Genomic DNA, 25,514 nt, shown 5'->3' with positions numbered 1-25,514 from the left:
TGTGTAAGCTAAATCAACCAACGCCCATTAAACTGGGCGGTAGCAAGACATTTCCGCCGGTACCGAGACCGTTCAGGTGACCTTTCTCGGCCGGCAAAACCCGCAACCCGTTCAATAACTAACACGTATTTTTCTGGAAGAATTCTGCCAGAGAGCTGAATTTGTTGCGCTTTTTTTCACCCACAACCCTTTCACCTAAGAAGCGCGATAACTCGCGGTGATTTTGGCTAAACCTCTGGGCTGCAACGGTCTGTGAACATGCTCACCGCACCCAATGGGTGCGCTTCCGCTTATCCCAAACCATTTCGCTCCAGATCTTTAGCCAAAATCCCTCGCTTCAGCGCTTCTTAGGTTTCAACCCATTCCTCGCGGTTCCCGTGAGAAAGCGCGAAGCGCAAGCCGCTCATGCGTTAGACGCACCAACTCATCGAGTCCGGCACGAGACGTTTCCTTTGGCCAAGTCTTTCTTTTGGTTTTAACGTTGGCGCGCTGGTTTGGGTTGCCGCCGGGGCGCTGACACCGCATGAAACGGATGGCCGCGATCCCTACAGAACAGGGGGCCGCATCCCGAGTGGCGACTTTGTCACGGTGTCTGGCAATCCACCAGCCAAGGCGGGTTAGAATAGGGGACCTTTTCTTCCTGCTCGCTAACTTTTATTCCGACGCACAAGGAACCTTTATGTCCGAACTGATTCTTGCCATTGATCAAGGCACCACCAGCAGCCGCGCAATTTTATTTGACCGCCAGGGCGGCATACGGGGAATGGCCCAACAAGAATTTCCTCAAATCTTCCCCGCCGACGGTTGGGTCGAACACAACCCGGAAGATTTGATCCAAAGTACCCGCGCCGTGTGCCATGGTGCCCTGGACGCGGCGGGCGTCGACGCCGCGCGGATCGCCGCGGTGGGCATTACCAACCAACGGGAAACCACCTTGGTTTGGGATCGCCTGACGGGCAAGCCGATTTATAACGCCATCGTTTGGCAGGACCGCCGCACCGCCGAATATTGCCGTCGCCTGAAACAACAGGGCCACGAGGCAATGGTTCGCCGCAAAACAGGCCTGTTGTTGGATCCTTATTTTTCCGCGACCAAATTACGCTGGATCCTGCGCAATCAACCCGACGCCTCGCAAGCCGCCGCGGCGGGCGGGTTGTGTTTCGGCACGGTCGATACCTGGCTGCTCTGGCATTTAAGCAAAGGACGGCGTCATGCGACCGACGCCACCAATGCCTCGCGAACCTTGCTATACGACATTCACCAAGGCGCTTGGGACGACGAACTGTTGTCGCTTTTCGAAATCCCAAGAGGCATATTACCCGAGGTTTGCGACAGCGCCGCCGACTTCGGCACCTGCGATTTCTTGGGCCGAGAAATCCCCATCTTTGCCATCGCCGGTGACCAACAAGCCGCCACCATCGGCCAAGCCTGCTTTAAGCCGGGCATGGTTAAAAGCACCTACGGCACCGGATGTTTTATGGTACTCAACACCGGCGACAAAGTGGTTGAATCCCAACATCGGCTACTGGGAACCGTGGCGTACCAACTCGACGGCCGCCGCACGTACGCCCTTGAAGGCAGCATTTTTGTGGCCGGGGCGGCGATCCAATGGTTGCGCGACGCCTTAAAGGTCATCGATACCGCGGCCGCCTCCGAGGCGCCCGCATCCGCTTTATCGGACAACCACGGGGTTTATTTCGTTCCGGCATTTACCGGCTTGGGCGCACCTTACTGGAACCCAGACGCACGGGGCGCTGTTTTGGGGCTCACCCGTGACGCGGGCGCCGACCACCTTGTTCGTGCCGCGCTTGAAGCGGTCTGTTACCAAACCCGCGATCTCACCGACGCCATGGCCGGCGACGGGATTCACGCGCGCGAATTACGCGTCGACGGGGGCATGGTCGCCAACAGTTGGATGTGTCAATTCCTCGCCGACACCCTCGATATGACCGTCAAGCGCCCTCACGTGCGGGAAACCACCGCCCTCGGCGTGGCCTTTCTGTGTGGGCTCAAGCTGGGGTGGTACCAGTCCCTCGATGAAATCGCGGCCCTCTGGGGTGAGGAACGCGCCTTCGAAGCCGGCATGGCCGGCGAACAACGGCAACGAAACTACGCGGGCTGGCGCAAAGCAGTGGCCCGTGTGAACCAAATCATGGATTAATGCGCGTCTCGGCGGCGGAAACTGAAGCACCATATCTTTTTCGATAAGAAACGCTGCTTTTGAATAGGTTCTCTGGGGTCCCTTTGGGCCTCAAAAAACCGTAACCAATTTATCCGCCTACAAAAAAACAACTTATCACTTCTGGCATCGGCATTGCTCTATGCGTTTCCCGTCCGATACTTTGAGGTGAACCATGAACTTTATCGCTTTAAAACGACTCTTTATCTTATCGGTTTCCGAGGGGCCCGGCATCAGCACCGCCAATAAATGTGTGCTCCAGGCCGAACTCGCTTCCATGGGTTATCGCCTGACCAACCCCGAGCTTTTGGATCGTGCCTCGGAGACCTTTTTCCTAAAGTATCGGGACACCATGAACTTCCTCAAAAGCTTGCGCGGCGGTGACGTGGATTACGTGCCCCTTTTCACCGGTTTCCCCGATCAGGTCCCCGAGGACAATGCCTATTTCGCCCGCCGGGTGATGGGCTACCTCGGCAACCGTTTCGACATGTTCGAGGACGGCACCCTGTTGGAAAGCGGCATTCGCGTTCCCGAATGGTTGTTCGATTTGAATGCCTTTGGCGCCGACCCAATCACCCAGTTCCAAGTGAACAGCTTGTGGGAACAGGGCGTTACCGATCAAAACGCACGTGAAACCGAAGAACGGGTTCAATGGATCGACCTTGAATTGGTGTTTGAAGACACCGCTTCGGATCGGTTGCGTGATTGGCTGCGCGCGGCTTTGTACGCCAATGCTTCGGTTAAAGAGGAATGGCACGACGATTTAAGCGAACTTTTGACCTTGTTCGGGGCAAAGGCCCTTGATCCAAACCAAATTGCTCAGAAAGAGAATTTGGCCTTGGTCATGCGGCTTTTATGGCGGGAAGGCTACCACGAGGACGCCGCGGGTTTGGCACAAAACGCCACCGATCTGCTCCGCCTTTTTGCTGCCTTGACCGATTCCAATATCAGCCTTGCCACCAAGATCACATTTCCCAAGTTCTCGCGCCCCCAACGGCGCGCGGTATTGGGTGTTTTGGAGAAACAGCGCAACCTGGCCGAGGACCTGAATCGCTACCGCGGGCTGTGGCTGGAAATCGGCCGCTATCTGCATGTTTCCGAATTCCACAAAACCCACCCCCATACCCACAAGGCCTTCGACCTTTTGCGCAATGGGAAGGTGGTGACCTTTAACAGCAAAACCGAAAAACTGATCGCCGATGGGTTGGTGACCGAACTGTTGCATCACCTCGAACACCGTCCCGGGGTTTTGGCGCGCAAGCTTCACGAGCTCCTGCGGCGTTTCCCCAAGAAGACCACCGCCATTTTGGCGGCGTTTGAGCGAAGCGCCGCTTCCGTTACCGCCAAAAACCTATTGGTCCTGTTGCATTACTTCCAGTCCATCAACGAATCTCCCATTCGAACCGTCGTCAACAAACGCGGCAAGATGAAGGTCCTGGAGAACAATGCCGTTCAGGGCATGACCCCTTCTCAAGTCGATCAAACGGTTGCGTTGATCCGTGAACAACTAACACACCGGATTGCCGAAAAAGAAAGCTGGGTGGATCAGTCAGTCTGGATTGATCCCGACCTGGAACACTACATCGTGCCGCTGCAGCAGCGGGCGGCTTCCGATGGTTTGTTGACCTTTGGCCGAGGTTCCCAGATTCCCATAGATGAAGGAAAGGTTTTGCGGTTGTTTGTCTACTGGAAACAAACCGCGCGAACAACCGACTTGGACCTCTCGCTCATCCAATTCGACGAAACCTTTGTGTACCGCGGTCACGTCAGCTACACCAACTTGGCATCCGACGGCATTGTTCACTCCGGTGACCTCCAATCCGCGCCACGGGGTGCAGCCGAATTCATTGATGTGACGCTGGACCAATTGCCAAAGGAAACACGGTACCTGGCGATTCAGGTTTACCGATTCGCCGGTGAGGCCTTCGCGGAAATGCAGGCCCATGCCGGCTGGATGGTTCGGAAAAAGGTCAGCCGACGTTACCGCGGTTTTGACATCAAATCCGTGGTGAACAAATTTGACCTGAACGGCACCGGTAGTTACTGCGTTCCCCTGGTCGTTGACCTGAAAACCCGCCGCGCAATCCTGACAGACTTGTACATGGGTACGCGCGCCTTTTACAACAATGTGGAAGGTGAATGTGGGAACGTGGCCAAGGCGGTCCAGGCGATTGTCGGCTACCGGGAATCGCGTCCCAACTTAAAAACCCTCGCCGAAATCCACCTGGCCGCACGTCAGGGGGAAATCGCGCAATCCGAAACGGCCGATATTCGTTTTGGTGTCAAAGAGGCTGACTTCAATGCCCACGATACCGCCACCATTTTGGCCGACCTTCTCTAACCCTCTTGTTTCATTGGGAGAACCCAACATGTACCAAACGGGTTCTCCCGGTTTACCAAACACGGTGATCGGCGGCTTATCATCTGCTTCCTTCTCCTGGACGGTTCGCAAGGACCATCCATCATCTTAGAACCCCAGCAGATGTCGTTTCCGCCGTTCCCATCGCCTCATTCGGAGGCCTAGAACAGACCTCCTTCTAACCCGCATTTCTCACAAGGAATTCTGCTACGAAGCCGAAAGTCATGCGATTACGAGGGGGCGGCCCTCCGCGTTACTCGGTCGAGCCGCCTTCGCCGTAGCACTGCTACGCCGATAGGTCGGACCCCTGTGCCGTCTCTCGGTCGTAATCTTCGTACTCACAAGGCTTTCTGCTTCTCGCGACGAATAATTGTGAGAAATGCGGGCAAAGCTTTGGGTGCCGGTGGTTGCTGGTTCGATTCCAGCCGCGTCCCCACGGGACGTGTGGCGCAATGGTAGCGCACCGTAATCGTCTGTTCGATTTCCTCCATCTCCTCTTCAAAAAGGGTCCCGACCGGGGCCGCTCCAACCTTACGGAGGCCTAAGGCAAACTTCCTTCTTTTTGGCTTGAACCAAGGCACCAGTCTTGGTTTTACCCAGGGTCGTTGGTTCGAATCCAACCCCGCCGATTCAGGCGGGTAACTCAGTGGCCAGAGTACCGATGAGCAGTTTGCTCCATTTCCTCTTTTTCACATACTAGGCGGAGGCCTAGGGCGCACTTCCTTCCCTTTCGGCTACGAACCGGGTTGTTGTTGGTTCGAATCCAACCTCGCCGATTTTGACGGCGAGTAGCTCAATGGTAGAGCACCTTCCCGTGCGCTCGCTTTCCTCCGCCTTTCTTACCCATTTTTGCCCGTAAAAAGAGTTTGTATGAATTTTAAAAAAAGGGGCTACCGTTGCGAAGGCGGGCTTTTGGGTTTGGCGGGAAAGGCCCAGGCGACGATGGCACCGGCGAAACCGACAACAACCAAGGCGGTTTCCGTTAAACCTAAGAAGCACGATAAGAGCGAGGGATTTTCGCTAAAGATCTGGAGCGAAATGGCTTGGGAAAAGCGGAAGCGCACCCGTTGGGTGCGGTGAGCATTTTCACAGGCCGTTGCAGCCCAGAGGTTTAGCTAAAATCGCCGCGAGTTATCGCGTTTCTTAGGTTAAAGCCATTTCATGACTTCGTCGCTCAATTCAATTTGTTTGGTCAGTCCTAAGGTTACCAGGGTCATTGACCATAAGGTAATAAACGAAAGAGATGGAAGGGCCGGCGAAGCAGCGTTTTTTGCGCCGCTTGTCTTGTTTCGGAGGCGCGCGCTTCCATCTCCATTTGGGATTTGGCAACACTCGCTTCCATTTCCATTTTGGTGAACGCGGTGTTTGCCTGGATCTCTTTTTCGGTTAGTCTTGCTTCCTGCTCCATAAACTGATCCGGCGTTAAGGACTCAGGAGGCAATCTGCGCAAACGTATTTTCAACGTTAGCCTCGGTATGCCGCCGCATGTTCGAGGGCGGGGGTTTGCAGTTCACGAAAGGTATTGTTTTCTTCGTTAATTGCACCGATGGCCAACCCTTTTTGGCTATTGCGAGCGGCCCAGCCCAGAATCGTCAGTGCGTTGTTGAACAACTCTTTACGGGTTTCCGCGCCGGTGATTTTCATCAGTTCTTCGATCCTTTTCAGGTTCGTTTCACTGATTTCGTATTGGATTCTGATTTTCTTTTCGGCCATGTTGGACTCCTTTTGCCCAGATGGCGGTCCATCAGCGTTTTGGCTGGAATAGGCTTCCAAACCAAGAATGTGGCGATGCAGTGCCAGGCCGATTTCCGAGAAATCCAATGGGGAAGTTTGATTTCCATGGGAAGGGACACATGCCTGATGAACCTTTGGTTGCTTAGAGGACGGACGAACCGACGCCTCCCTCGCGCCCACGTTTGTTCCGAGGTGGTCCAATTTGCCGGATGAAAGACCAAAAAATTGCTTTAATCTCATTGTTTCCAACTCCTTGGATGCTCAGCTCTAGGTGGAGCGGAGAGAACAAGGCTCGCTCCATACTCGGAATATACTCATAAAAGACTAAAAAAACCATCTCACGGCCAAGATTTTCTCAAAAATCTCCAAACCACGCATGTTTTCTTTTCAGAAATTCACCCTGGTTTGACTAACGTCGGCGGCGTTGCGCGGCTGAACGCCGTGCTCGACCTCGGTCCGAAACACGCCTCGGCTGTTCTTCGACACGATGATCGAGGTACGCCGCCAACGCTGCAATCGTGGTGTGTTCGAACAATTTGACCACCGGTAGAGGTTCTCCGAATAGTGCTTTAAGTTGATGGTGAACTTCGATCAGGCTAAAACTGTTGCCCCCCAGTTCGAAGAAGGCATCCGTCAGGCCTACCCCCGCCACACCTAGAACCTTTTCCCAAACGGCGGCAATGCGACGTGCCGTCCCGGTAACCGGTACCTCGCCGCCACCGGTCGTGCTGACGGCAAGCGCCTGAGGCAAAGCACCAGGGTCCAGCTTCCCGTTGGCATTCATGGGGAGCGCATCCAAGGCCGCGTACGCCTCGGGGACCATGTGTGCGGGCAGGCGTTTCCCCAGCCAGGTGCGCAGTTCGCGGTCGCTAACCGGTTTGGAAGGAACGAAATAGGCATGCAAGCGGTTGTGGTTGTTGCGCCGAACGCTGATGACGGCGGCTTCGCTTACAGCGGGATGTTCCCCTAAAACAGCGGTCACCTCGCCCGGCTCAACGCGAAAACCGCGAATTTTCACCTGGTCGTCGGCACGCCCCAGGAACTGCAGACTGCCGTCGGGTTGCCAAATGCAGCGATCACCCGTCCGATAAAGACGGGCACCCGCGGGCAGGCCGGCCTCGGTAGGAGCAGGCACGAAGACGCTCGCGGTGAGGCGAGGGCGCCCGTGGTATCCCAGTGCGAGATGGTCACCACCCAGGAATAGTTCTCCTGGAACACCCATTGGAACGGGTTCGCCGGCCCCATCCAAAACGAGACAGAGGGTCTGGTTAAGCGGCGTTCCGATAGGGGGAAAATCGGGCAAGCCAGGGTCCGTACCGCGCACGGCCTCGGCCGTAACCACATGGGTTTCAGAGGGACCGTATTGGTTGTGTAAAACCAAGTTGGGGTTGGCTTTCAGATGCCGGCGGAGGATGGGATCGAGCCGTAAACGCTCACCGGAGGTAACCAACCAACGCAGGCATTGGGGCAGTGTTTCATTCTCACGCACAAATAAACTCAAGGGCGTGTAGGGCATCACCGCCAGCGCGATTTGGTAACGTTCAATGGTGGCGGCAATGCCGGCCATGTCCAAGCGGGCGGTGGTGTCGAGGTTCACGAGGGTCCCGCCCGAGAGCAACGCGAACAGCATTTCTTGAACCGAGACGTCGAAACCCAAGGCCGCGAAACCCAAGCCGCGCAAGCCGTCACCCATCGTCGCCCGTTGCCAGGCAATAAGGTTTTCCAAACAGCGATAGGTTCCTAAGACCGCCTTGGGTTGCCCGGTGGAACCGGAGGTATAAATCAAGTAAGCGGCTTGGTCGGGCGCGGCAACCACGTCATCCCAGTCCGGCCGCGTCGCGGGCGCCTGTTCACCGATTCGAAGCACGGCGGTATCTGCCAAGGTGGAATCATCGCTTTGGTACGTGATTACCGCTTTGGGCGCGACATCCTCCAGAAAGCGCCGCCGCCGTAGGTCGGGATCGCTCGGGTCGAGGTAGGCATAGGTCGCACCGAGTCGCAGGACGGCCATCAGCGCAACGGCGACGGGAACCTCGCGCGGCAGGTTCACCGCCACGATATCGCCTTCACGTACCCCGCGGGCCCGGAGAGATCGTGCGAGTTGTGCGCTCCATGCATCAACCTGCCGATACGTCAGGGTGAATTCGTTGTAAATCAGCGCCGCCTGGTTTGGTCGGGTGGCAACCTGTTCCACGAAAGCGTCGATCAGGCGGGGCCGATGCTCGGCACAGGGGCCGCGCGACCATTGCCGCAACAAGCGCTGTTCATCCGCGGCGAGCAGCGGCAGGCGGGACAACGGGGTTTCCGGCGCACGAACAACCGCTTCAAACAAGGTATTGAGGTGGGTAAACACCCGATCAATGCGCGTGGGTTCGAACAAGTCGGTATGGAACTCGAGATTGAGGTGCAGGCCGTCCTCAGCCTCCCAAAAGTTAAACAGCAGGTCGAATTTGGCGGTGCGAAAATCAAAGGGAAAATCGCGGATCTCGCCCGCCGCAAAATTCGGCGGCTCAAAATCAGCGTTCTGCATCACCAGCATGACATCGAACAACACGGGTCGCGTGGTGTCACGGGCCAAACCAAGATCATCGACCAACTGTTCGAAGGGATATAACTGGTGATCCAGCATGGCCAACACCGCGGACCTTGTTTGTTCCAAAAACGCGGAAAAAGCCATGTCGGCTTGGAAGGGATCGCGCAGCGGCAGGGTGTTCACCAAACAACCGACCAATCCCTCGAGGCGAGGATGGGGTCGTGCCGCGACCGGGGTGCCCAGCACGAAATCGGTTTGCCCGCTGTAACGGAAAAGCAGGGTTTTAACAACCGCGGCCAGGAGCGAGAACAGCCCGGTTTTGTGACGGCGGGCCAAGGTGTTTAACGCCGCCTGCCGCCCCGTTGAAAAAATAAAATGGCGACGGTCACCGCGATAGGTACGCACGGCGGGACGGGGTCGGTCGAGGGGGAGCGCCAAGGGCGGCGCAAGCGGCTGCAGGCGATCCAACCAAAAATCCCGCTGACGTTGCAAACGGGGGCTGTCGCTCAAGGCGGCCTGCCAGCCGGAAAACGCGGTGATTTGCAGCGGTTCAGGGATACGCGCCAAGGCTTGATCATCGCCCTTCGTCTCACGATATAGGCGATAAAAATCAGCTAACTCTCGCACAATCAGTCCCATCGACCAGCCGTCGCCGGCCGAATGATGGAGATTCAGGAACAAAACATCGGCGCCCTTGGGATTGCGCAGATAGGCGACCCGGAATGGGGCTTCCGCGGCCAGATCAAAAGGACGGTGGGCTTGTTGTTCACACCAGCGCCGTGCCCAATCGGACCAGGTTTCCCCGCCGGCCCGCGGGAAAACGGGAAAACTCGGTCGAACCGATGCAGGCGGCGCCAAATGCTGGTGCAACACCCCGTTTTCGAAACGAAGCAAAACGCGCAAGCCATGATGCCGGGTAACCAAAGCGGTCACCGCGGCAACCAAGGCGGTGGGATCGAGCCCTTGCACCAATTGAACCGCGTGCGGCATGTTGTAGGCCAAAGTTTGATCCTCGATTTGCGCCAGGAACCACATCCGTTTTTGGGCTTGTGTCGCGGGAAAAACCAAACCGTCGCACCTTGTCGGGATCGGGATCCCCAACATGGTGTCACGCGCAACCGCTTCACCGGCGACTTCCCCCACCCGCGCTGCCAAGTGAGCCAGGGTAGGCGCATCGAAAAAGGCACGCAAGGGAACGTCAATACCGAGTCCGGCCTGGATGCGGTGGAGCACCCTGGCCGCGGCGAGGCTGTGACCGCCAAGCGCAAAAAAGTCATCGTTGCGACCCACCCGACCGACACCGAGCACGTCTTCCCAGACCGAGGCAATCCAACGCTCACATTCACCACGAGGCGCGACGAACTCAGTTTCATTGTCGCGACCCGCCTCTGGCGCGGGTAACCGCGCCGTCGCCAATTTGCCGTTGGCGGTCAGCGGGAGCTCGGCCAAGGTAACAAACCAAGTGGGCACCATGTAGGCGGGCAGCACCTTGTTTAGTGCCTCGCGTGGATCCCTTTCCAAGGGCGCCGTCGGATCTTTGGTTTGCAGGTAAGCAACCAGCTCGGGGCCCTCGGCGCCGTCGCGGGCGATGACGGCGGCGTCGCGCACACCCGGCAGATCCAAAAGCGCGGCGCGCACCTCGCCCGGCTCAATTCGGTAGCCGCGAATCTGAACCTGACTGTCGGCACGGCCGCGGTGGATCAAGGTGCCGTCGGCGTGAAGGATGCCGAGGTCGCCGGACCGGTAAATGCGCTCGCCCGGTCGCGTCGCGTGGGGATGCGGTTGGAAACGTTGCGCGGTAAGCGCGGCTTGGTTGAGGTAGCCACGCGCCAAACCCCCGCCGGCCACCAAAATCTCGCCAACCCTGCCAAAGGGCAGCAGTTTGCCCGCGGTATCACACACCAGCGTCGCCAGGTGGGGCATCGCACGGCCGACCGCGCCTTGGGGCGTGTTGCCGTCGACCTTCTGAAAAGTCACATGGACACAGGTTTCGGTGATGCCGTACATATTAATGAAAGAAGGACCGCCCTCGGGATGCCGTCGCAACCAGGCATGAACCGAGGAGACATCCAGGGACTCGCCGCCAAACACGACGTAACGGGGCTGCTCGGTCGGGGCCAACGGCGTTTCCGTCTCGAGCGCGGCCAGTTGGGTGAATGCCGAGGGCGTTTGGCTCAACACGCTCACCCGTTCACCGCGCAACAGTTCGAGAAACCGCCGCGGTGTACGCCCCACCCAATAGGGCACAATCACCAATCGGGCGCCGTGAATCAGTGCGCCCCAAAGCTCCCAAACAGAAAAATCAAAACTGGTCGCGTGGAACAAGGTCCAAACATCGTTCTCGTCAAACTTGAACAAGGCATCGGCGGCGGTAAACAACTGCAAAACCTGGCGATGGGCGACGACAACACCCTTTGGCCGACCGGTCGAGCCGGAGGTGTAAATCACGTAAGCTGCTTGGTCCGGCGAGAAGGTCGCCTCGGGAGCCTGGGTCGCGCTATCGGCCGGCGGCGTCGCCAAATCCATCACCCGCCAGGATCCCGTGGGGATCGATTCCGACGCGACCCCGTGGTGCAACAGCAGCAACGGCTGGGCGTCCGCCAACATAACCCGCTGCCGTGCCTCGGGTTGACGCGGATCGAGCGGAACATAAGCCCCGCCTGCTTTCAGAACCGCCAAGATCGCAACCAAGGTTTCGAACGCGGGTTCAATGAGCAGCGCGACCAAGGTTTCGGGGCCGACGCCGGCCGCGACGAGCACATGGGCCCATTGGTTGGCACGTTGATCCAAGTCCGCGTAAGAAAGGTGACGGCCCTCGTGGGTGAGGGCGATGCGGTGGGGAACACGCGCGGCCTGTTCCTCGAAAAGCCGGTGGATGCCGAGCACGGTCGGTTCCGGCAACACGGGGTTCCCGGCAGCGGTCAAGATCCGCCGTTCCTCCTCGGGCTCCAAAAGCGGCAAATCGACGGCGGCACGACCCATATCGGCACAGAGGCCGCGCAGCAGGGTTTGGAAACGCCGCGCAAACCCTTTAATCGTGGCGGGTTCAAACAATGCGCGCGCATACTCCAGGTTCCCCACCAAAACGCCGTCGCACGCGACCAGCGACAGGTTCAGATCGTATTTGGTGGTTTGGTGGGGCACTTCCAGCGCGCGCCAAGCCACATCGCCCCAACGGCCTTCCCTTGTCTGATTCCCCTGGTAAGCAAAGGAAATGTCAAACAAGGGATGCCGACTGGGATCCCGTTCGGGCTGAAGCAGCTCAACCAGTTGTTCAAAAGGAAGGTCGCGATGGGCAAATGCCTCGCTAACCTCGCCCCGCAACCGGTGCAAAAAGACGCGGCCCGATTCACCCGGTTCGATATGGGTGTTCAAAACCAAGGTATTGACAAAAAAGCCGATCAAACCGGCCAGTTCCTCTCGGTCGCGATTGGCCACCGGGGTTCCGATTCGCGGAACACGCCCCCCGTTCAAACCCGCGAGCAGCAGTTGGAAAGCACCGAGCAAAACCACAAACGGGGTGAGGCCCTCGGCTTGTGCGACACGATGGACCGCGGCGTGATCGGCATCGGAAAGGGTGAATTCAAAGGTTTCCCCTTCGTACCGACAGCGTTCAGGCCGCGGGTGGTCACCCGCAAAAGCCGGCGGCGTATCGGACCCGAGCCGACGGCGCCAAAAATCAGCTTGAGCGGCGAAGGTACCGTCGGCTGCTTGTTCACTCTGGAAGACGGCAACGTCAGTGACCTGAATCGGCAAGCTCGGAAGACGGGGTTCTTCGCCCTTGCAACGGGCTTGATAACAGGCGGCTAAATCATCGGCCAAGGGTTTCAGCGACCAACCGTCGGTGGCAATGTGGTGGAAACACAGCAATAACCCGTGTTCCGCTTCACCGCACGAAACCAAGTCAACACGGAACGGGTGCTGCTCGGCAAGGTCAAAAGGCTGATCGGCCCAACCCGCGAAGGCGGCGGTCAGATCCCCCTCCAGTTGACCGCGACGGCGCAAAGGCACCGGTCCGGGTGGATCCACAACCTGAACCGGGGTGTCGCCGTCGGCGGGGAACCGAGTGCGCAAAACGGCGTGGCGCGTGGCCACATCGGCCAGCGCCGCGACAAGCGCCGCTTCATTAAGCGGTCCGCGCAGATGCAGGGCAACCGGTACATGGTACGCGGCGGTGTCCGGTACCAATCGCGCCAACAACCACAGGCGTCTTTGCCCCGGTGATAAGGGGTAGTGCGAACGCGCTCCCGCCGCGGGTAAGGGGGCGTAACGGGCGGGGCGTCGGCCGCGCAGACGTTGTGCAAAGGCGGCCGGACTGGGTGCTTCAAAGAGATCGGCGAGGGTCACATCCGCGACCAATTCCTTGCGCAGCGCGGCGACCAACTGCATGGCCTTAAGGCTGTGTCCGCCGGCGGCGAAAAAGTCATCATCAAGGCCGACCGTCCCGCGGCCAAGCATCCGCGACCATAGCCGGCACAGCTGCTTTTCCAGCGCATCACCGGGACGCGATACACCGCTCGGGGCAGCCGCGACCTCGGGCCTCGGCAAGGCGCGCACATGGATTTTCCCGCTGGGTAAACGGGGCAACGCCGCCAGGGGCATCACAAAAGCCGGCACCATAAACGCGGGCAAGCGTTCTCGCAACGCCGCGTTCAAGCGCGGTACGGCCGCCGCATCCGGCCCAACGACATATGCGGCCAATTCGCAACTTCCACCAACGGTAACACCCACGGTGACAACCTCGCGAACACCGTCGCAATCGCGCAGCACGCGGCTAACCTCGGCCGGTTCCACGCGGAAGCCACGAATCTTGACCTGGTCGTCGGCACGACCGAGGAATGCCAAGCGTCCGTCCGGCAGCAAGCATCCCCGGTCACCGCTGCGGTACATGCGGCTGCCGGCCGGTCCGAACGGATCGGGCAAAAAACGCGTGGCGGTTTGGGTGGGATCGCCCCAATAACCCCTGGCCAGACCTTCACCCGCCAGGTACAGTTCGCCCGCCACCCCGGGCGGTACCGGTTCCAGGTTCGCGTCAAGCAGGTACACCGCGTTGCCGTCAATCGGCGCACCGATGGGCGCGGCCGCGGGATCATCACCCCCAACCGCCCCGGCCGTGATCACATGGGTTTCCGAGGGACCGTATTGGTTGTGAAGCACCAGCTCGGGATGACGCGCCAAAAGCTTGTCCAGCGCACGGGTGCGTTGCAACGCTTCGCCGGAGGTACACAAGGCGCGCAGGTCGGGCACGTGGCGATCTTCCAACACATCGCCGAGCAAGGCCAAGGCGCTAAACGGCATGGTGATCATGCTGATGCGGTCGCGGATCAGGCGCTCGGCCAGAAGCGATATATCCCGCCGCGTGGTTTCGTCGGTGAAATGAAGCGTCCCTCCACCACACAAGGTCACCAACTGTTCCTGCAAGGAAACGTCAAAACCCAGTGGGGCATAAGCCAAAACCCGGTGCGCCGCGCCAAGTTCGGCAAGGTTCCAGGAAATCAGCTGCGCCAAACAGCGACGGGTACAGGCCACAACCTTGGGGGTACCGGTCGAACCCGAGGTGGAAATGAGGTAGGCAACCTGGTCGGGTTCAACTTGGGAAATCGGGACCGCTTCGGTAGGGGCGACTTGAGGTGCGACCACCGTCAGCGCGGACCCCGCCCAATCCGGCGCGGAAAAAGCAATGAGATGACGACAACCGGTGTGCGCGACCACCCGCCGCAACCGTTCAGCGGGGTAGCCGGCATCCAACGGAAGGTAAATCGCACCCACGCGTAGGACGGCGAGCAGGGCCGCGGGCAGCCAGGTCCCGCGCGGCAGCGCCACGCCGACCACATCCTCAGAACCCACACCCTGGGCGACGAGTTGGGCGGCCAAGGCCTGGACCCGTGCATCCAGTTCCTGATACGACCACGTGGTTTCACCCATCACCACCGCGGCCGTTTGCGGGGATCGTTTTCGCCGTGCCTCAAAAAGGTCCACCACATCCGGGTTTGCCCGCGTGTGGCGCCGATCAGTGGCGGCGATCACCGCTTCCCGTTGGGCCGCGTCCAACAACGGCAAACGGCCTATCGCCTGTTCCGGTCGCCGTACCGCCGCCGCCAACAGGGTACAGAACTGCTCGGTAAAGCGCTGCATGCGGGTATCGCCGAGAAAAGCGGCGTATTCAACATCCAGATGCAGGTACCCGTCCTCGAAACGAAAGAAAAAGGTGACGTCGCATTTGGCTTTATCGAAGTTGATCGGGAACGGCCGCGTGCGCAAACCGTCCAGTTCGAAGACGTCGTCTTCCGCGTCCTGCAAAACCATCATCGCTTGGAATACGGGTGAACGGCTCAAATCGCGGGCGGCGTCGAGACCCTCAACCAACAGATCAAAGGGATAAGCACGGTGTTCGACGGCCCGCGCAAAAACCTCGGCCACCTGATCGAGCGCGGCGAGAAACGGAAGATCCGCGTGCAAATGGGCACGCAACACCAGGGTGTTGAGGTACAAACCCATTTGATTTTCCAGGGCCAGGTGGTCGCGCCCGGATACGGGGACCCCGGCCAAAATTTCGTCCTGACCGCTGTGCCGCTGTAACAGGACAAAGGCGAGCGTCGCCGCCACCATAAACGGGGTGACCTGGCTCCGCGCGGCCAGTTCGGTGAGGGCGTGGGTGGTTTCGGTGTCAATAACGGCCTGGCAACGACCGCCGGCGAAGGATTGTCGCGCGGGCCGTGTTTGGTCGGCGGGCAAAGCCAACACGGGCAAGTCACCGCGCAGCGTCGCCAGCCAAAAATCACGGGCCTGGTCCAAGGCACCTTCTTCGATTTGCGCACGTGCAAAGGCTGAAAAATCGCGATGTTGCAGGGTCAAGGCGGGCAAGGCCGGTGTCTGGTCGTTGCGGAAGGCGGCATAAGCCAGAGATACCTCACGCGCCAGCACCCCGATACTCCAGGCGTCGGCCACGATATGGTGCAGCGAAACCAAGAGCAGGTGCCGCCGCGCGTTCAAACACACCAGGTGCACGCGTAGGAGCGGCCCCACGGCCGGGTCAAACGGTTGCTGCAGGAAGGCGTCGACATGGCCGGCCAAATCATCCGGGCTCGATTGCGTAAGGGCAATGCGTTGCCGTGCCGGGGCGTGCACCCGTTGGCGCGGCTCCCCGTCCTGTTCCGTAAAGGTCGTGCGCAGACTCTCGTGGCGCGCGACCACCGCGGTAAACGCCTTTTCCAGCGCCGTCACATCAAGCAATCCCAGGCATTCGTAGGCGGCCGGCATCTGGTAGGCGAAGGGATCGAGTCGATCCAACACCCACATGCGCTGCTGCGCGTGGGAAACCGGATAGGTCGCCGCATCGGGTTGCTTGGGGATCGCGGTTTGATCCCGTTCCGTGCGTTGCCGCAACAAATCCGCCTGTTCCGCGACCGTCGGGTGCGCCAGAATTTCGGCCAAGCCCAGTTCCAAACCCAACTCGGCCGCGACCCGCGCCGCCAGGCGAAGGGCCTTCAAACTTTGCCCGCCGAGTCGGTAGAAATCATCAAAAATCCCCACGGTGCCACACGCCAAGACGTCTCGCCAAAGCGCGCACAACCGGGTTTCCAGCGTATCTCGCGGCGGTTCACCACCAGAGGCGATGCGTTCGGGAACGGGCAATGCCGCGCGATCCAGTTTCCCGGTGGCGGCACGCGGCAAGCTGGGCACAGTGACAAACACACCGGGAATCATGAACCGCGGCAGGAAGGCGGCCAAGGCGGCACGCCAAGCACGAACGCGGGTCTGGTTTTCGGGGACGACGCCGTTTCGCGCGTCGGGTAACACCACATAGGCAACCAGTTGGGTTTCCTCCCCGGGTCTGGCGATCAACGCCGCGGCGGCGGCCGAAACGCCCGGCAACCGCAGCAATCCCTCCTCGATCTGACCCAGCTCCATGCGAACCCCGTTCCGTTTGATCTGGCCGTCACGCCGACCGAGGAAGAGGATTTGGCCGTCGCTTCGAAGCCGGGCGAGGTCACCGCTCCGGTAAAGCCGTTCGCCGTTGCGAAAGGGGTGGGGCACAAAGGCAGCGGCGGTTTCGCGCGGTCGGTCGAGGTAACCCCGCGCCAAACCGGCACCGCCGATGCACAACTCACCCACCGCGCCTTGCGGGCAAAGCAAGCCGTCATCGTCGAGCACATAGGTTTCCACGTTGTCGAGGGGCGTGCCGATGGGAATTTCCGGCAGGGTCTCACCCGCCTCAATCCGAAAAGAGAGCGCGTCCACACAAGCCTCGGTGGGTCCGTAGGCGTTGTGGACCTCGGCCCCCGCGCCCAAACGCGCCGCGGTAGCAGGCTGGAGCGCCTCACCACCGGTGATGATCAAACGGCAGCTCGCGGGCAGACCGCCGGCTTCCTGAACCGCCGCCAAGAAACTCGGGGTGCTGTCGACCACCTGCACCTGGTGTCGGCGCAAGAAATCAGCCGCCAGACGCACATCGCCGATTTCCCGTTCCCCGGTCAGGCAAAGCTGGTGGCCGTAAGCCAAAGGCGCCAGAATCAGCGCGATGGAGGGATCGAAGAAGCTCGGCGAAAAACTGGCCACACGCAAACCCGTCTGGGCCAGACGCGCGAAATAACGGTGCTGGTAATTGGCAAGCAGGTTGGTGACCGCGCGATTGGGGACCACCACACCTTTGGAACCGCCGGTCGTTCCCGAGGTAAACATCACATAGGCCGCACCCGCCGGAAAACGAAGCGCGGGTTTCGCCAAAACAGGGTGCGTCTTGGTTTGGGCCAGGTTGACCACCGCCGCCCCCGCCACCCGCGCGGCCGTTTCCGCGCCGCCATCGTTGCAGACCAGCAGCCGACAGCCGGCCTGGCGCCACAAGCGACCCAGCAAGGCCGGATCGCCCTCGGGATCAAGCGGCACCAACACGGCGCCACTCAACCAAACCCCAATCCAGGCGACGGGTAAATCGCAACCGCGGTGGACCAACACCGCCACCCGTTGCTCCGCGCCCATGCCGGCCCCAACCAGCGCCGCGGCCAAACGACCCGCGCGTTCCATTAAGCAACGGTAATCCAGCCGACCGTCGTCGGCGAAAACCGCCGGCCGCGCCGGTGCTTGTTGCGCCCAATCGACCAGTCGCGCCGTGAGGGCGGCATCCGCAGGCCAAACCCGCCGCGTACCCCGTCCGTCCGCGACGGCCCGTTGCAGGGCCGCCGCATCCTCAAGCGGCAAACGTTTCAGCGGCCGTTCATCGCCGGCAACCACCGCGCGGGCCAAACTCACAAACTGACGCGCCAAAGCCGTCATGCGTCGGGTGTCAAACAGGGCCCGGCTGAATTCCAGCGAACCGATCAGGCCGTCGCGCTCGGAAACAAACCCAAAGGTCAGCTCAAACTTGCCCGCGGGCACCGCCGTTTCTTGCGGCGTAACCCGCACATCGGGCAAGCGCAGTTCGGTCTCCTCGCTTTCCTCGTAGGCGACCACCACATCAAACAAGGGCTCGCGCCCGGAATCGCGCGGCAACGAAAGTTCCTCAACCAACAGATCGAAGGGATAAGCCTGATGGCTGAAGGCCTCGGCCGCCCGCTCGCGCGCCGTGAGCAGCAGTTGCCCAAATGAGGCGTCGGGGTCGAGTTGGTCGCGCAAGGGCAGCATGTTGACGTAAAAACCAACCTGGTTATCCAAACGAACGTGGTCGCGTCCCGCGACGGGCGCCCCGATCACGAGGTCGGTTTGGCCGGTGTGGCGGAACAACAACACCTTCACCAGGGCTTGCAGCAGGACAAAGGGCCCGATGTGGTGGGCGCGCGCCGTTTGGCGCAGCCGTCGGCCCAACTCGGGGTCAAGCGGAATCGCGATGCGAGCCCCGTCGAACCGGGTCGCCGCGGCACGGGGTTGGTCGGTAACCAGGGCAAGGTGCGGTGGCGGTTCCGCAAAACGCCCATGCCAATAACGGCGACTTTCATTGCCATCGCCCGCCGCCAGACGTGCCGCTCGCCAAGCCGCCACATCTTTGTAATGGATGGAAAGCGGCGCGGCATCCTCGGGTTTGCCATAAAAATCAAACAATTCACGGGTCATCAACCGCAACGACCAGCCGTCGCAAATGAGGTGGTGCAGGCAGACCGCCAACACAAAACGCTCGGGGGCAACGTGCATCAGGGTGGCCCGCATCAAAGGACCGGTTTCCAGATCAAAAGGCGTCACCGCATCGCGCCTTCCCAGACGATGGGCTTCATCCTCGGGGTTGGCTCGGGCGCGTAGGTCAAGGCGTTTCAGTAAAAACCCGTGCGCGGGCAACACCCGCTGGCGCGGTTCACCCTTGCGCATCACAAACACCGTGCGCAGGGCCTCGTGGCGTGCAAACAACGCTTGGAACGCGCGTTCCAGGGCCGCCACGTCAAGCGGACCCTCCAGCAGAAAGAGGCCCGGCATGTTGTAGGCCGTCTCCCCGCCGCCCATGCGGTGCAAGACCCACAACCGTTTTTGGGCGTGGGAAAGCGGATAATCCTCGGCCGCTTTGAGCGCGCTTGGACCTTCCATTTCCCGCAACGGGACCCGCCCGCGCAAACGCTCGGCCAAGTCGGCAAGCACCGGGCGTTCAAAGAGATCGCGCATGGTCGTCTCGCGGCCAAGCGCGCGCCGCAACAGCGCCGCGACCCGCATCGCGCTCAGGCTCTGTCCGCCGAGTTCAAAGAAGTTTTGGTCACGACCCACCGCGGGTAAATGCAACACACGCGCCCACGTTGCCGCGATTTCCGTTTCCAAAGCGTCGTGCGGCGCCTGGAGCAACGGTACTTCGACGGTTTCCGGTTGCGGCAAAGCACGACGGTTGATTTTGCCGTTGGCCGTGAGCGGAAAACGATCCAGCACCACAAAAAAAGCCGGGATCATGGGTTCGGGTAACAGCCGCCGCAGGGCCTCGCGCGGTTTGGGATCGCCGCCTTCGACAACCGTGTAGTAGGCCACCAGCTCCTTGCTCCCGCCGGGCGTGGCGCGCGCAATCACCGCCGCGCTTCCGACACCGGGAACCGATCCCAAGCGGCGTTCCACCTCGCCCAGCTCGACCCGGTTCCCGCGGATCTTGACCTGATCGTCGCGGCGACCGCGGAAATGGAGACGGCCCCCACGGAGCACCGCGAAATCACCGGTGAGGTAGAGCCGAGCGCCCGCTTCATCACCGTAGGGATCGGGCCGCCAGCACGCCGCCGTGCGTTTCGGGCGACGATGGTACCCGCGACCCGGCGCAACCCCGCCCACGGCAATCTCACCCACGCGACCGGGCGCCACCAAACGCAGCCTGTCATCGACCAGGTAAAGCCGAACCCCGGCGGGCGGCGTCCCCAAGGGAACCCCGTTCTCCAGATCGTCGTCCAGCGAAACACCATGGCGGCAGACCAGCACCGAGGCCTCACAAGGCCCGTAATCATTCATGTATTGGTAACGTTTTAAATAAGCGCGAACCCGCCGCGGCTCAGGCGCTTCCCCGCCACTGATCAAGACGCGCAGACTGGGCACATCCAAATCCTGGAGCAGCGCGAAATAGGCGGTGGGCGCCACCAGGTGGGTGGCTTTTTCCCGAACCAAGAGGCGATGCAACCGCTCCGGGTCCTCGCGGTCGGCGTGTGCGGCACAATACAGGGCCGCGCCGCATACCAACGGGGTGAAGCTGGTCAGTTGGGCGGCGTCGTAGGAAAACGACAGCACATTGGGATAAACATCGCCCGGCCCGAGCCCAAAATCCCGCGCCCGCGCGGTGATTATGTTGGCAAAACCACGATGGTTTTGGATCGCCGCCTTGGGCCGACCGGTGGTACCCGAGGTGTAAATCAAAAAAGTAGCTTGTTGGGGGTGCCGCAACACCCGCGGCGGCGAATGCTTCGGTGAACCGACGTCGTAACAAATGCCGGGCCGACCGGCCAGATCCGCCGCCAAGGCACGCGTGCTTGCATCACACACCAAAACCCGTGGTCCCGCATCGTCGACCATGAATTGCAGGCGTTCGCGAGGGTAATCGGGGTCAAGCGGCACATAGGCCGCGCCGGCCTTGAGAATCCCAAGCACGCCCATAATTTGACCCACGCCGGGGTGGCACAACAAACCAATGCGATCCTCCGGCCCAACCCCTTCCACTTCGACCAAATAGGTCGCCAAACCGTTGGCCTGTTGGTCCAGCGCCGTGTAGGTCAGCCGCCGTGTCGCATCCGATACCGCCGGTTGATCGGGATACAAGGCCGCGGCCCGTTCAAACAGATCAACCACCGTTTCGTTACCGACCGGGCTGGGTCCGCCGTCCAACCGCGAGAAAAGCCGATCCTCGGCCCCTGCCGTTTGGGCCGCACGCGCCGCGAGATGCCGCCCCACCGGCAGCGCCGGCCCCGCCGCCACCGACTCGGCCAAAAACAGCAAATCAGCGCCCATCGCTTCAATACGGGCCGCGTCGAACAGGCTGTCGCGATAAATCAGGTTCACCAAAACCGAACCGTCGCCTTCCGGCATCGCCGCGAAGGTAAGGTCCATTTTTGCCGCGGGCAGGGGCGCCACGCGAATGGCCGTCGCCAGACCGTCCAAAGAAAAACCCAGGTCGAGGTTGGTTTCGTAAACCACCATCACGTCAAAGAAGGGCGTGCGGCCGGGTTCCGGGAACATCGCCAAGCTTTCGGCCAAACGTTCCAAAGCAGGCGGTGGGAAGGCCAAGGCTTCGCTGATGGTTTCCACCTCGGCCGCGATCAGCGCGCGAAAGGAATCCGCCGCCGCAACCCGTCCGCGCAGGACCAGGTTGGTCACGAAATAACCAAAAACATCGGCCGCCGTCTGTTGGTCACGGCCCAAATAGGGCGTGCCCAGGGCCTGGTCGTCCTCGCCGGTAAGCCGGCATAGCAACAGGCGCACCAAGGCGGAAAAAGCGGCAAAAATCCCGCCCCCGACCGGTTGGGCGATCTGTTTGAGTTGCGTTACCACCAGCGCCGGCAAACGAACTTGGTGCCGGGCCCCGTGAAAATCAGGTCTGGCAGGCCGAGGCCGATCCAGGGGCAGGTCGGGGCGTCGAAATTCAGCCAAACGGCCGCGCCAATAATCGTGGGTGGCCTGGCTCGGCACCTGATCATGAAGCGAAACCACCCAATCGCGCCAACGCGAGGTCGGTTCAAGTAGCGCGGCTTTGCCGGCAACCGCGCCATTGTAGAGCAGTTTTAATTCCGCAAAAAACCGTTCCAGGGCATGGCCGTCGCAGGCGATGTGGTGGAACACGAGCACCAGTTGATGATGTTCATCGCCCAAGCGCAACAGGGTTGTGCGCAGCGGCGCTTCACGGGTGAGATCAAAAGGGGCGGCTGTTCGTTGCCTGACCCAAGCCGCCGCGGCTTCGGCATCGCTACAATCGCGCGCTTCAAGCGCCACCGTCGTCGAGACAAAACGCTGCAGGGCCACACCGTCTTGTTCTTGAATGCGCATGCGCAGCGCCTCATGACGGTGTTGCAAGGTTTCCAGGGCCGCCGCCAAAGCCGCCTTGTTCAAGCGACCGCGCAAATCGAGGGTGCCCGGCATGTGGTACGCCGCCGCATCCCCGTTGCGTTTTTGGTGGAACCACAGCGCCTCTTGGCCGGGCGTGAGTGGGAACAGCGAACCTTCCACTGCAACGGGGGCCGGCCTGACCGCCGCCGGCCCCGCCGCCGAATCATCGGCCAAACCCGCCAGTGTGGCCAGGTCGGGGCAACGCAAAATGGCACGAACCCGCAAGGTCCAGCCCAGCCGGCGCTCGGCCGCCGCCGCCAAACGCACCGCCGCCAAACTGTCGCCACCCAGTTCGAGAAAACTCGCCCCCATATCCACCCGTTGCCGTGCCAGCACCGAACAACAGAGTTCGGCCAAGGCCCGTTCCTTGTCATTGCGCGGCGCGACCGCTTCGCGGTTGCCGGCTGCCGGCTCAAGATCGGCAAGCCGCGCGGCCAAGGCGCCGCGGTCGGTTTTCCCCGAGGTGGTTGTGGGTAACTGATCCACAGGTACAAAATAGGCCGGCACCATGGCCGGCGTCAGCCGGCGCACGGCATGGTCGCGCAGCGCCTGTTCATCGACCACCGAGGGCGTCACAAAGGCAACCAAGACCTTGTCCTCGCCCCGTTGATACGGCAACACCGCCGCGTTTTGTACAGCGTCGTGACGCCGGAGCACCGCCTCAATTTCTTCCGGCTCAATGCGCTGACCTTTGATTTTAAGCTGGTTATCCATGCGACCCAGGAAATCAAAGGTACCGTCGTCGGCCCGCCGCACCAAATCACCGGTGCGGTACAAACGGCCGGGTTGGTTTTCCGCGAAGGGATCGGGCACAAACACCGAGGCGGTGCGGCCGGGGAGCCCGTCGTAACCGTGGCAGACACCTGCCCCGCCGATCACCAACTCACCCGCGAAGCCGCGCGGCACCGGGCGCCCGTGCGCATCCAACACGTACAAACCCGTTCCGTGCGCGGTTGCGCCGAGATGGATCCGTTCGCCGACGCCGAAGGCCGCCGCCGAACAACCCACGGTTGCTTCGGTTGGTCCGTATTGGTTGTAAATGCGTGCATTGGGAAAACAGCCCGCCGCGGCGGCGAGCAGATCGGGCTTCAAAACCTCACCCGTACACACAATGCGGCGAACACGCCCGTTGCGCACGCCCATGCCGACCAGAAGTTCCAGATGGGTCGGGGTGAGGTCGAGCACATCGGCCGGGTTCTCGTGGGTACAGACCCAGCGCAGTGCCGAAACCCCGTCTAAATCGGCGGGCGGCAAGGTTAAACTCCCACCCGCGGCCAAGGACAACAACACCGAGCCGAGGCGCGCATCAAACGTCATCGAACCGTGCAGCACATCGTGAAAACCGTCGTCACAGTCGCGGTACAGGGCAAGTGACCAGGCCAGCCAATTGCCAAACTGGGCGTGGGCGATTCGGCAACATTTAGGCATGCCGGTTGAACCACTGGTAAACAACAAATAGGCGCTGTGAAGCAGCTCCGTTACCGCCGGGGCTTCGCCTTCTTCCGCCCCGTCAAGCAAAGCCGTGACGGAACGCAGGGTGATTCCCGGCCGCGCATCGCGGGGATCCTCGCCCAAAACCAAGCGGCAAACGGCGATCTCCAGCATGCGCTGTCGCCGCGCGGGCGGATGGTCCGGTTCAAGCGGGACCAGCACGCCGCCCGCCTTAAACACCGCCACCATGGCGATCACCGAATCCGCGTCGCCACCCGCCTGAACCGCGACCGGCACCTCCGGCCCCACGCCGAACCCTTGCCGGAGTTGCGACGCCAAACGATCCGTAACGCGGTCGAACGCACCGTGGCTGATCACCTGGTTTTCAGCCCAGAGGGCCGGTGCCCCCGGGTTCCGTGCGGCGGCACGGCGTAACGCCGTCACAAAATGAACCGGCGCCGCGGCCGGCACCCCTCGGTTCCACGCCTTTTCCCGTTGCATCAGGATCGCCGTCGGCAGGGGATTCGGCACGGTCACCGCGATGTCGGGGTCAGCCGTAAAACAGTCCAGCAAATGGTCCAACCCCGCCGCCATATCTTCGATGAAACCACGGCGCAGCAGGGCCGGCTGGTAATTAAAATCCAGGGAAATCGGGGCGTCGGCTGCAAAATCGCGCACCGATAACGCCAGTGCAAAGGGTTGCATGGGCGGCACCAGTTGATGGACCTGATGAGAGCAACCGTGGATTCCCTCGCTGTAACGGTGTTCCATATAGGACACATTAAAACGCCCCAACCGTGACATCCCATCACCGCGCCGCGCCAGTGCGCTCAGCGGGAAGGCCCCGTGTCGGTAATCGCGGCGTAAATCGCGGGCCAGTTGCAGCACCAACGCGCGAAAACCGGTCCCTTCGCCCAAGCCAAGCGCCAGCGGTTTCTCAGCGATGAACAGGCCCGCCGTGTGTTTGGCAACGGCCGAACCCCGGTTCAGGACCGGCAAACTGAGCGTCAGTGCATCGGCGCGGAAGGCGCGACCCAGATAAACACCAACCAACCCGGTAAACACTTGAAAAGGGCTGACCCCTATTGATTTGGCACAATCACAGAGTTGTTGCCAACGGTCGCGCGGCCAGGCAACCGCGACCCGCTCCGTGCGAAGGTCAACCGATTCCGCCAAATCGACCGCTTCCGGCAAGGCCGCCAACCGCGCCTGCCAGTGTTCACGCGCACGGTCAAAACGGGGCGAACGCCGATAGGCGGCGTCCCTCGCGACTTGGTCGAGGAAGGCGGGCGGTTGGGGCGGTGGCGCCGCGCCCTGTTTGAGTCGGTTATAGGCCTGCATGAGGTAACCCATCACCCGAAACCAACCCCAACCGTCCGCGACCATGTGGTGGAACAGCGAATACCAAACATGGTGTTCGGGACCCAGCCGGTAAACGGCAAAACGCACGGGGGGCGCACCCTCCGCAAGCGGTTGCGCTTGATCGGCAGCCATCGCGGCAAAAACCGCTTGGCGGGGATCCGCGGTTTCGCTGAAGTCATGCAGCGGGATTGGTGGATCAAAATCGGGGCAAGGTTGCTGACGGGGGACGTTGCCGTCGAAGGAAATCATCAGCCGAATGCAATCGTGGTTTCTGATCGCCGCGCGGGTCGCCGCAACCAGCAAATCGGTTTGCAGCGGTCCCTTGAATTCAATCGCGGCCCCGATATGGAAGGGGACGCCGCTTTCGTGAAGCTGTTGGTCCAGCCAGAGTTCGTGTTGACCGTGAGTCAGGTGGTGGGTCGTGGCCAATGAAGATC

The 25,514-nt window shown here is 60.9% G+C and carries 6 protein-coding genes and 1 tRNA gene; 4 read left to right on the top strand and 3 right to left on the bottom strand.

The window, feature by feature from the left end; genetic code table 11:
• The first annotated feature begins 679 nt into the window (after positions 1-679).
• The 4 genes from glpK (at position 680) to J3U88_RS05575 (ending at position 5,618) form a co-directional block, all read left to right on the top strand.
• The gene (gene glpK, locus J3U88_RS05590) at positions 680-2,161 is read left to right on the top strand and encodes a glycerol kinase GlpK (protein WP_207857436.1); all 1,482 of its coding nucleotides are present in this window, start codon (positions 680-682) and stop codon (positions 2,159-2,161) included.
• A 193-nt stretch (positions 2,162-2,354) separates the two neighbouring features.
• On the top strand, positions 2,355-4,520 hold the full coding sequence (locus J3U88_RS05585; protein WP_207857434.1) for a TerD family protein: 2,166 nt from the start codon (positions 2,355-2,357) through the stop codon (positions 4,518-4,520).
• 650 nt (positions 4,521-5,170) lie between these two features.
• Positions 5,171-5,314 (top strand) — tRNA-OTHER (locus J3U88_RS05580).
• A 94-nt stretch (positions 5,315-5,408) separates the two neighbouring features.
• The gene (locus J3U88_RS05575; RefSeq protein ID WP_207857432.1) at positions 5,409-5,618 is read left to right on the top strand and encodes a hypothetical protein; all 210 of its coding nucleotides are present in this window, start codon (positions 5,409-5,411) and stop codon (positions 5,616-5,618) included.
• Between the two features lie 133 nt (positions 5,619-5,751).
• On the opposite strand, the gene J3U88_RS05570 is transcribed toward J3U88_RS05575, so the two are convergent.
• The 3 genes from J3U88_RS05570 to J3U88_RS05560 all read right to left on the bottom strand — a co-directional run bounded on the left by J3U88_RS05570 (position 5,752) and on the right by J3U88_RS05560 (position 25,506).
• Positions 5,752-6,000 (bottom strand): hypothetical protein, encoded by a 249-nt coding sequence (locus J3U88_RS05570; protein ID WP_207857430.1) that lies wholly within the window; start codon positions 5,998-6,000, stop codon positions 5,752-5,754.
• Between the two features lie 2 nt (positions 6,001-6,002).
• Complete coding sequence (locus J3U88_RS05565) at positions 6,003-6,512, bottom strand: hypothetical protein (RefSeq protein WP_207857429.1); 510 nt, start codon at positions 6,510-6,512, stop codon at positions 6,003-6,005.
• 169 nt (positions 6,513-6,681) lie between these two features.
• Entirely contained in the window at positions 6,682-25,506 is an 18,825-nt protein-coding gene (locus J3U88_RS05560) for a non-ribosomal peptide synthetase (RefSeq protein ID WP_207857428.1), read from the bottom strand.
• Positions 25,507-25,514 lie beyond the last annotated feature (8 nt).

This window comes from Acanthopleuribacter pedis (genome assembly GCF_017377855.1).
In the GTDB taxonomy this organism is placed as follows: domain Bacteria; phylum Acidobacteriota; class Holophagae; order Acanthopleuribacterales; family Acanthopleuribacteraceae; genus Acanthopleuribacter; species Acanthopleuribacter pedis.
This window is presented reverse-complemented; position numbering and strand designations above follow the sequence as displayed.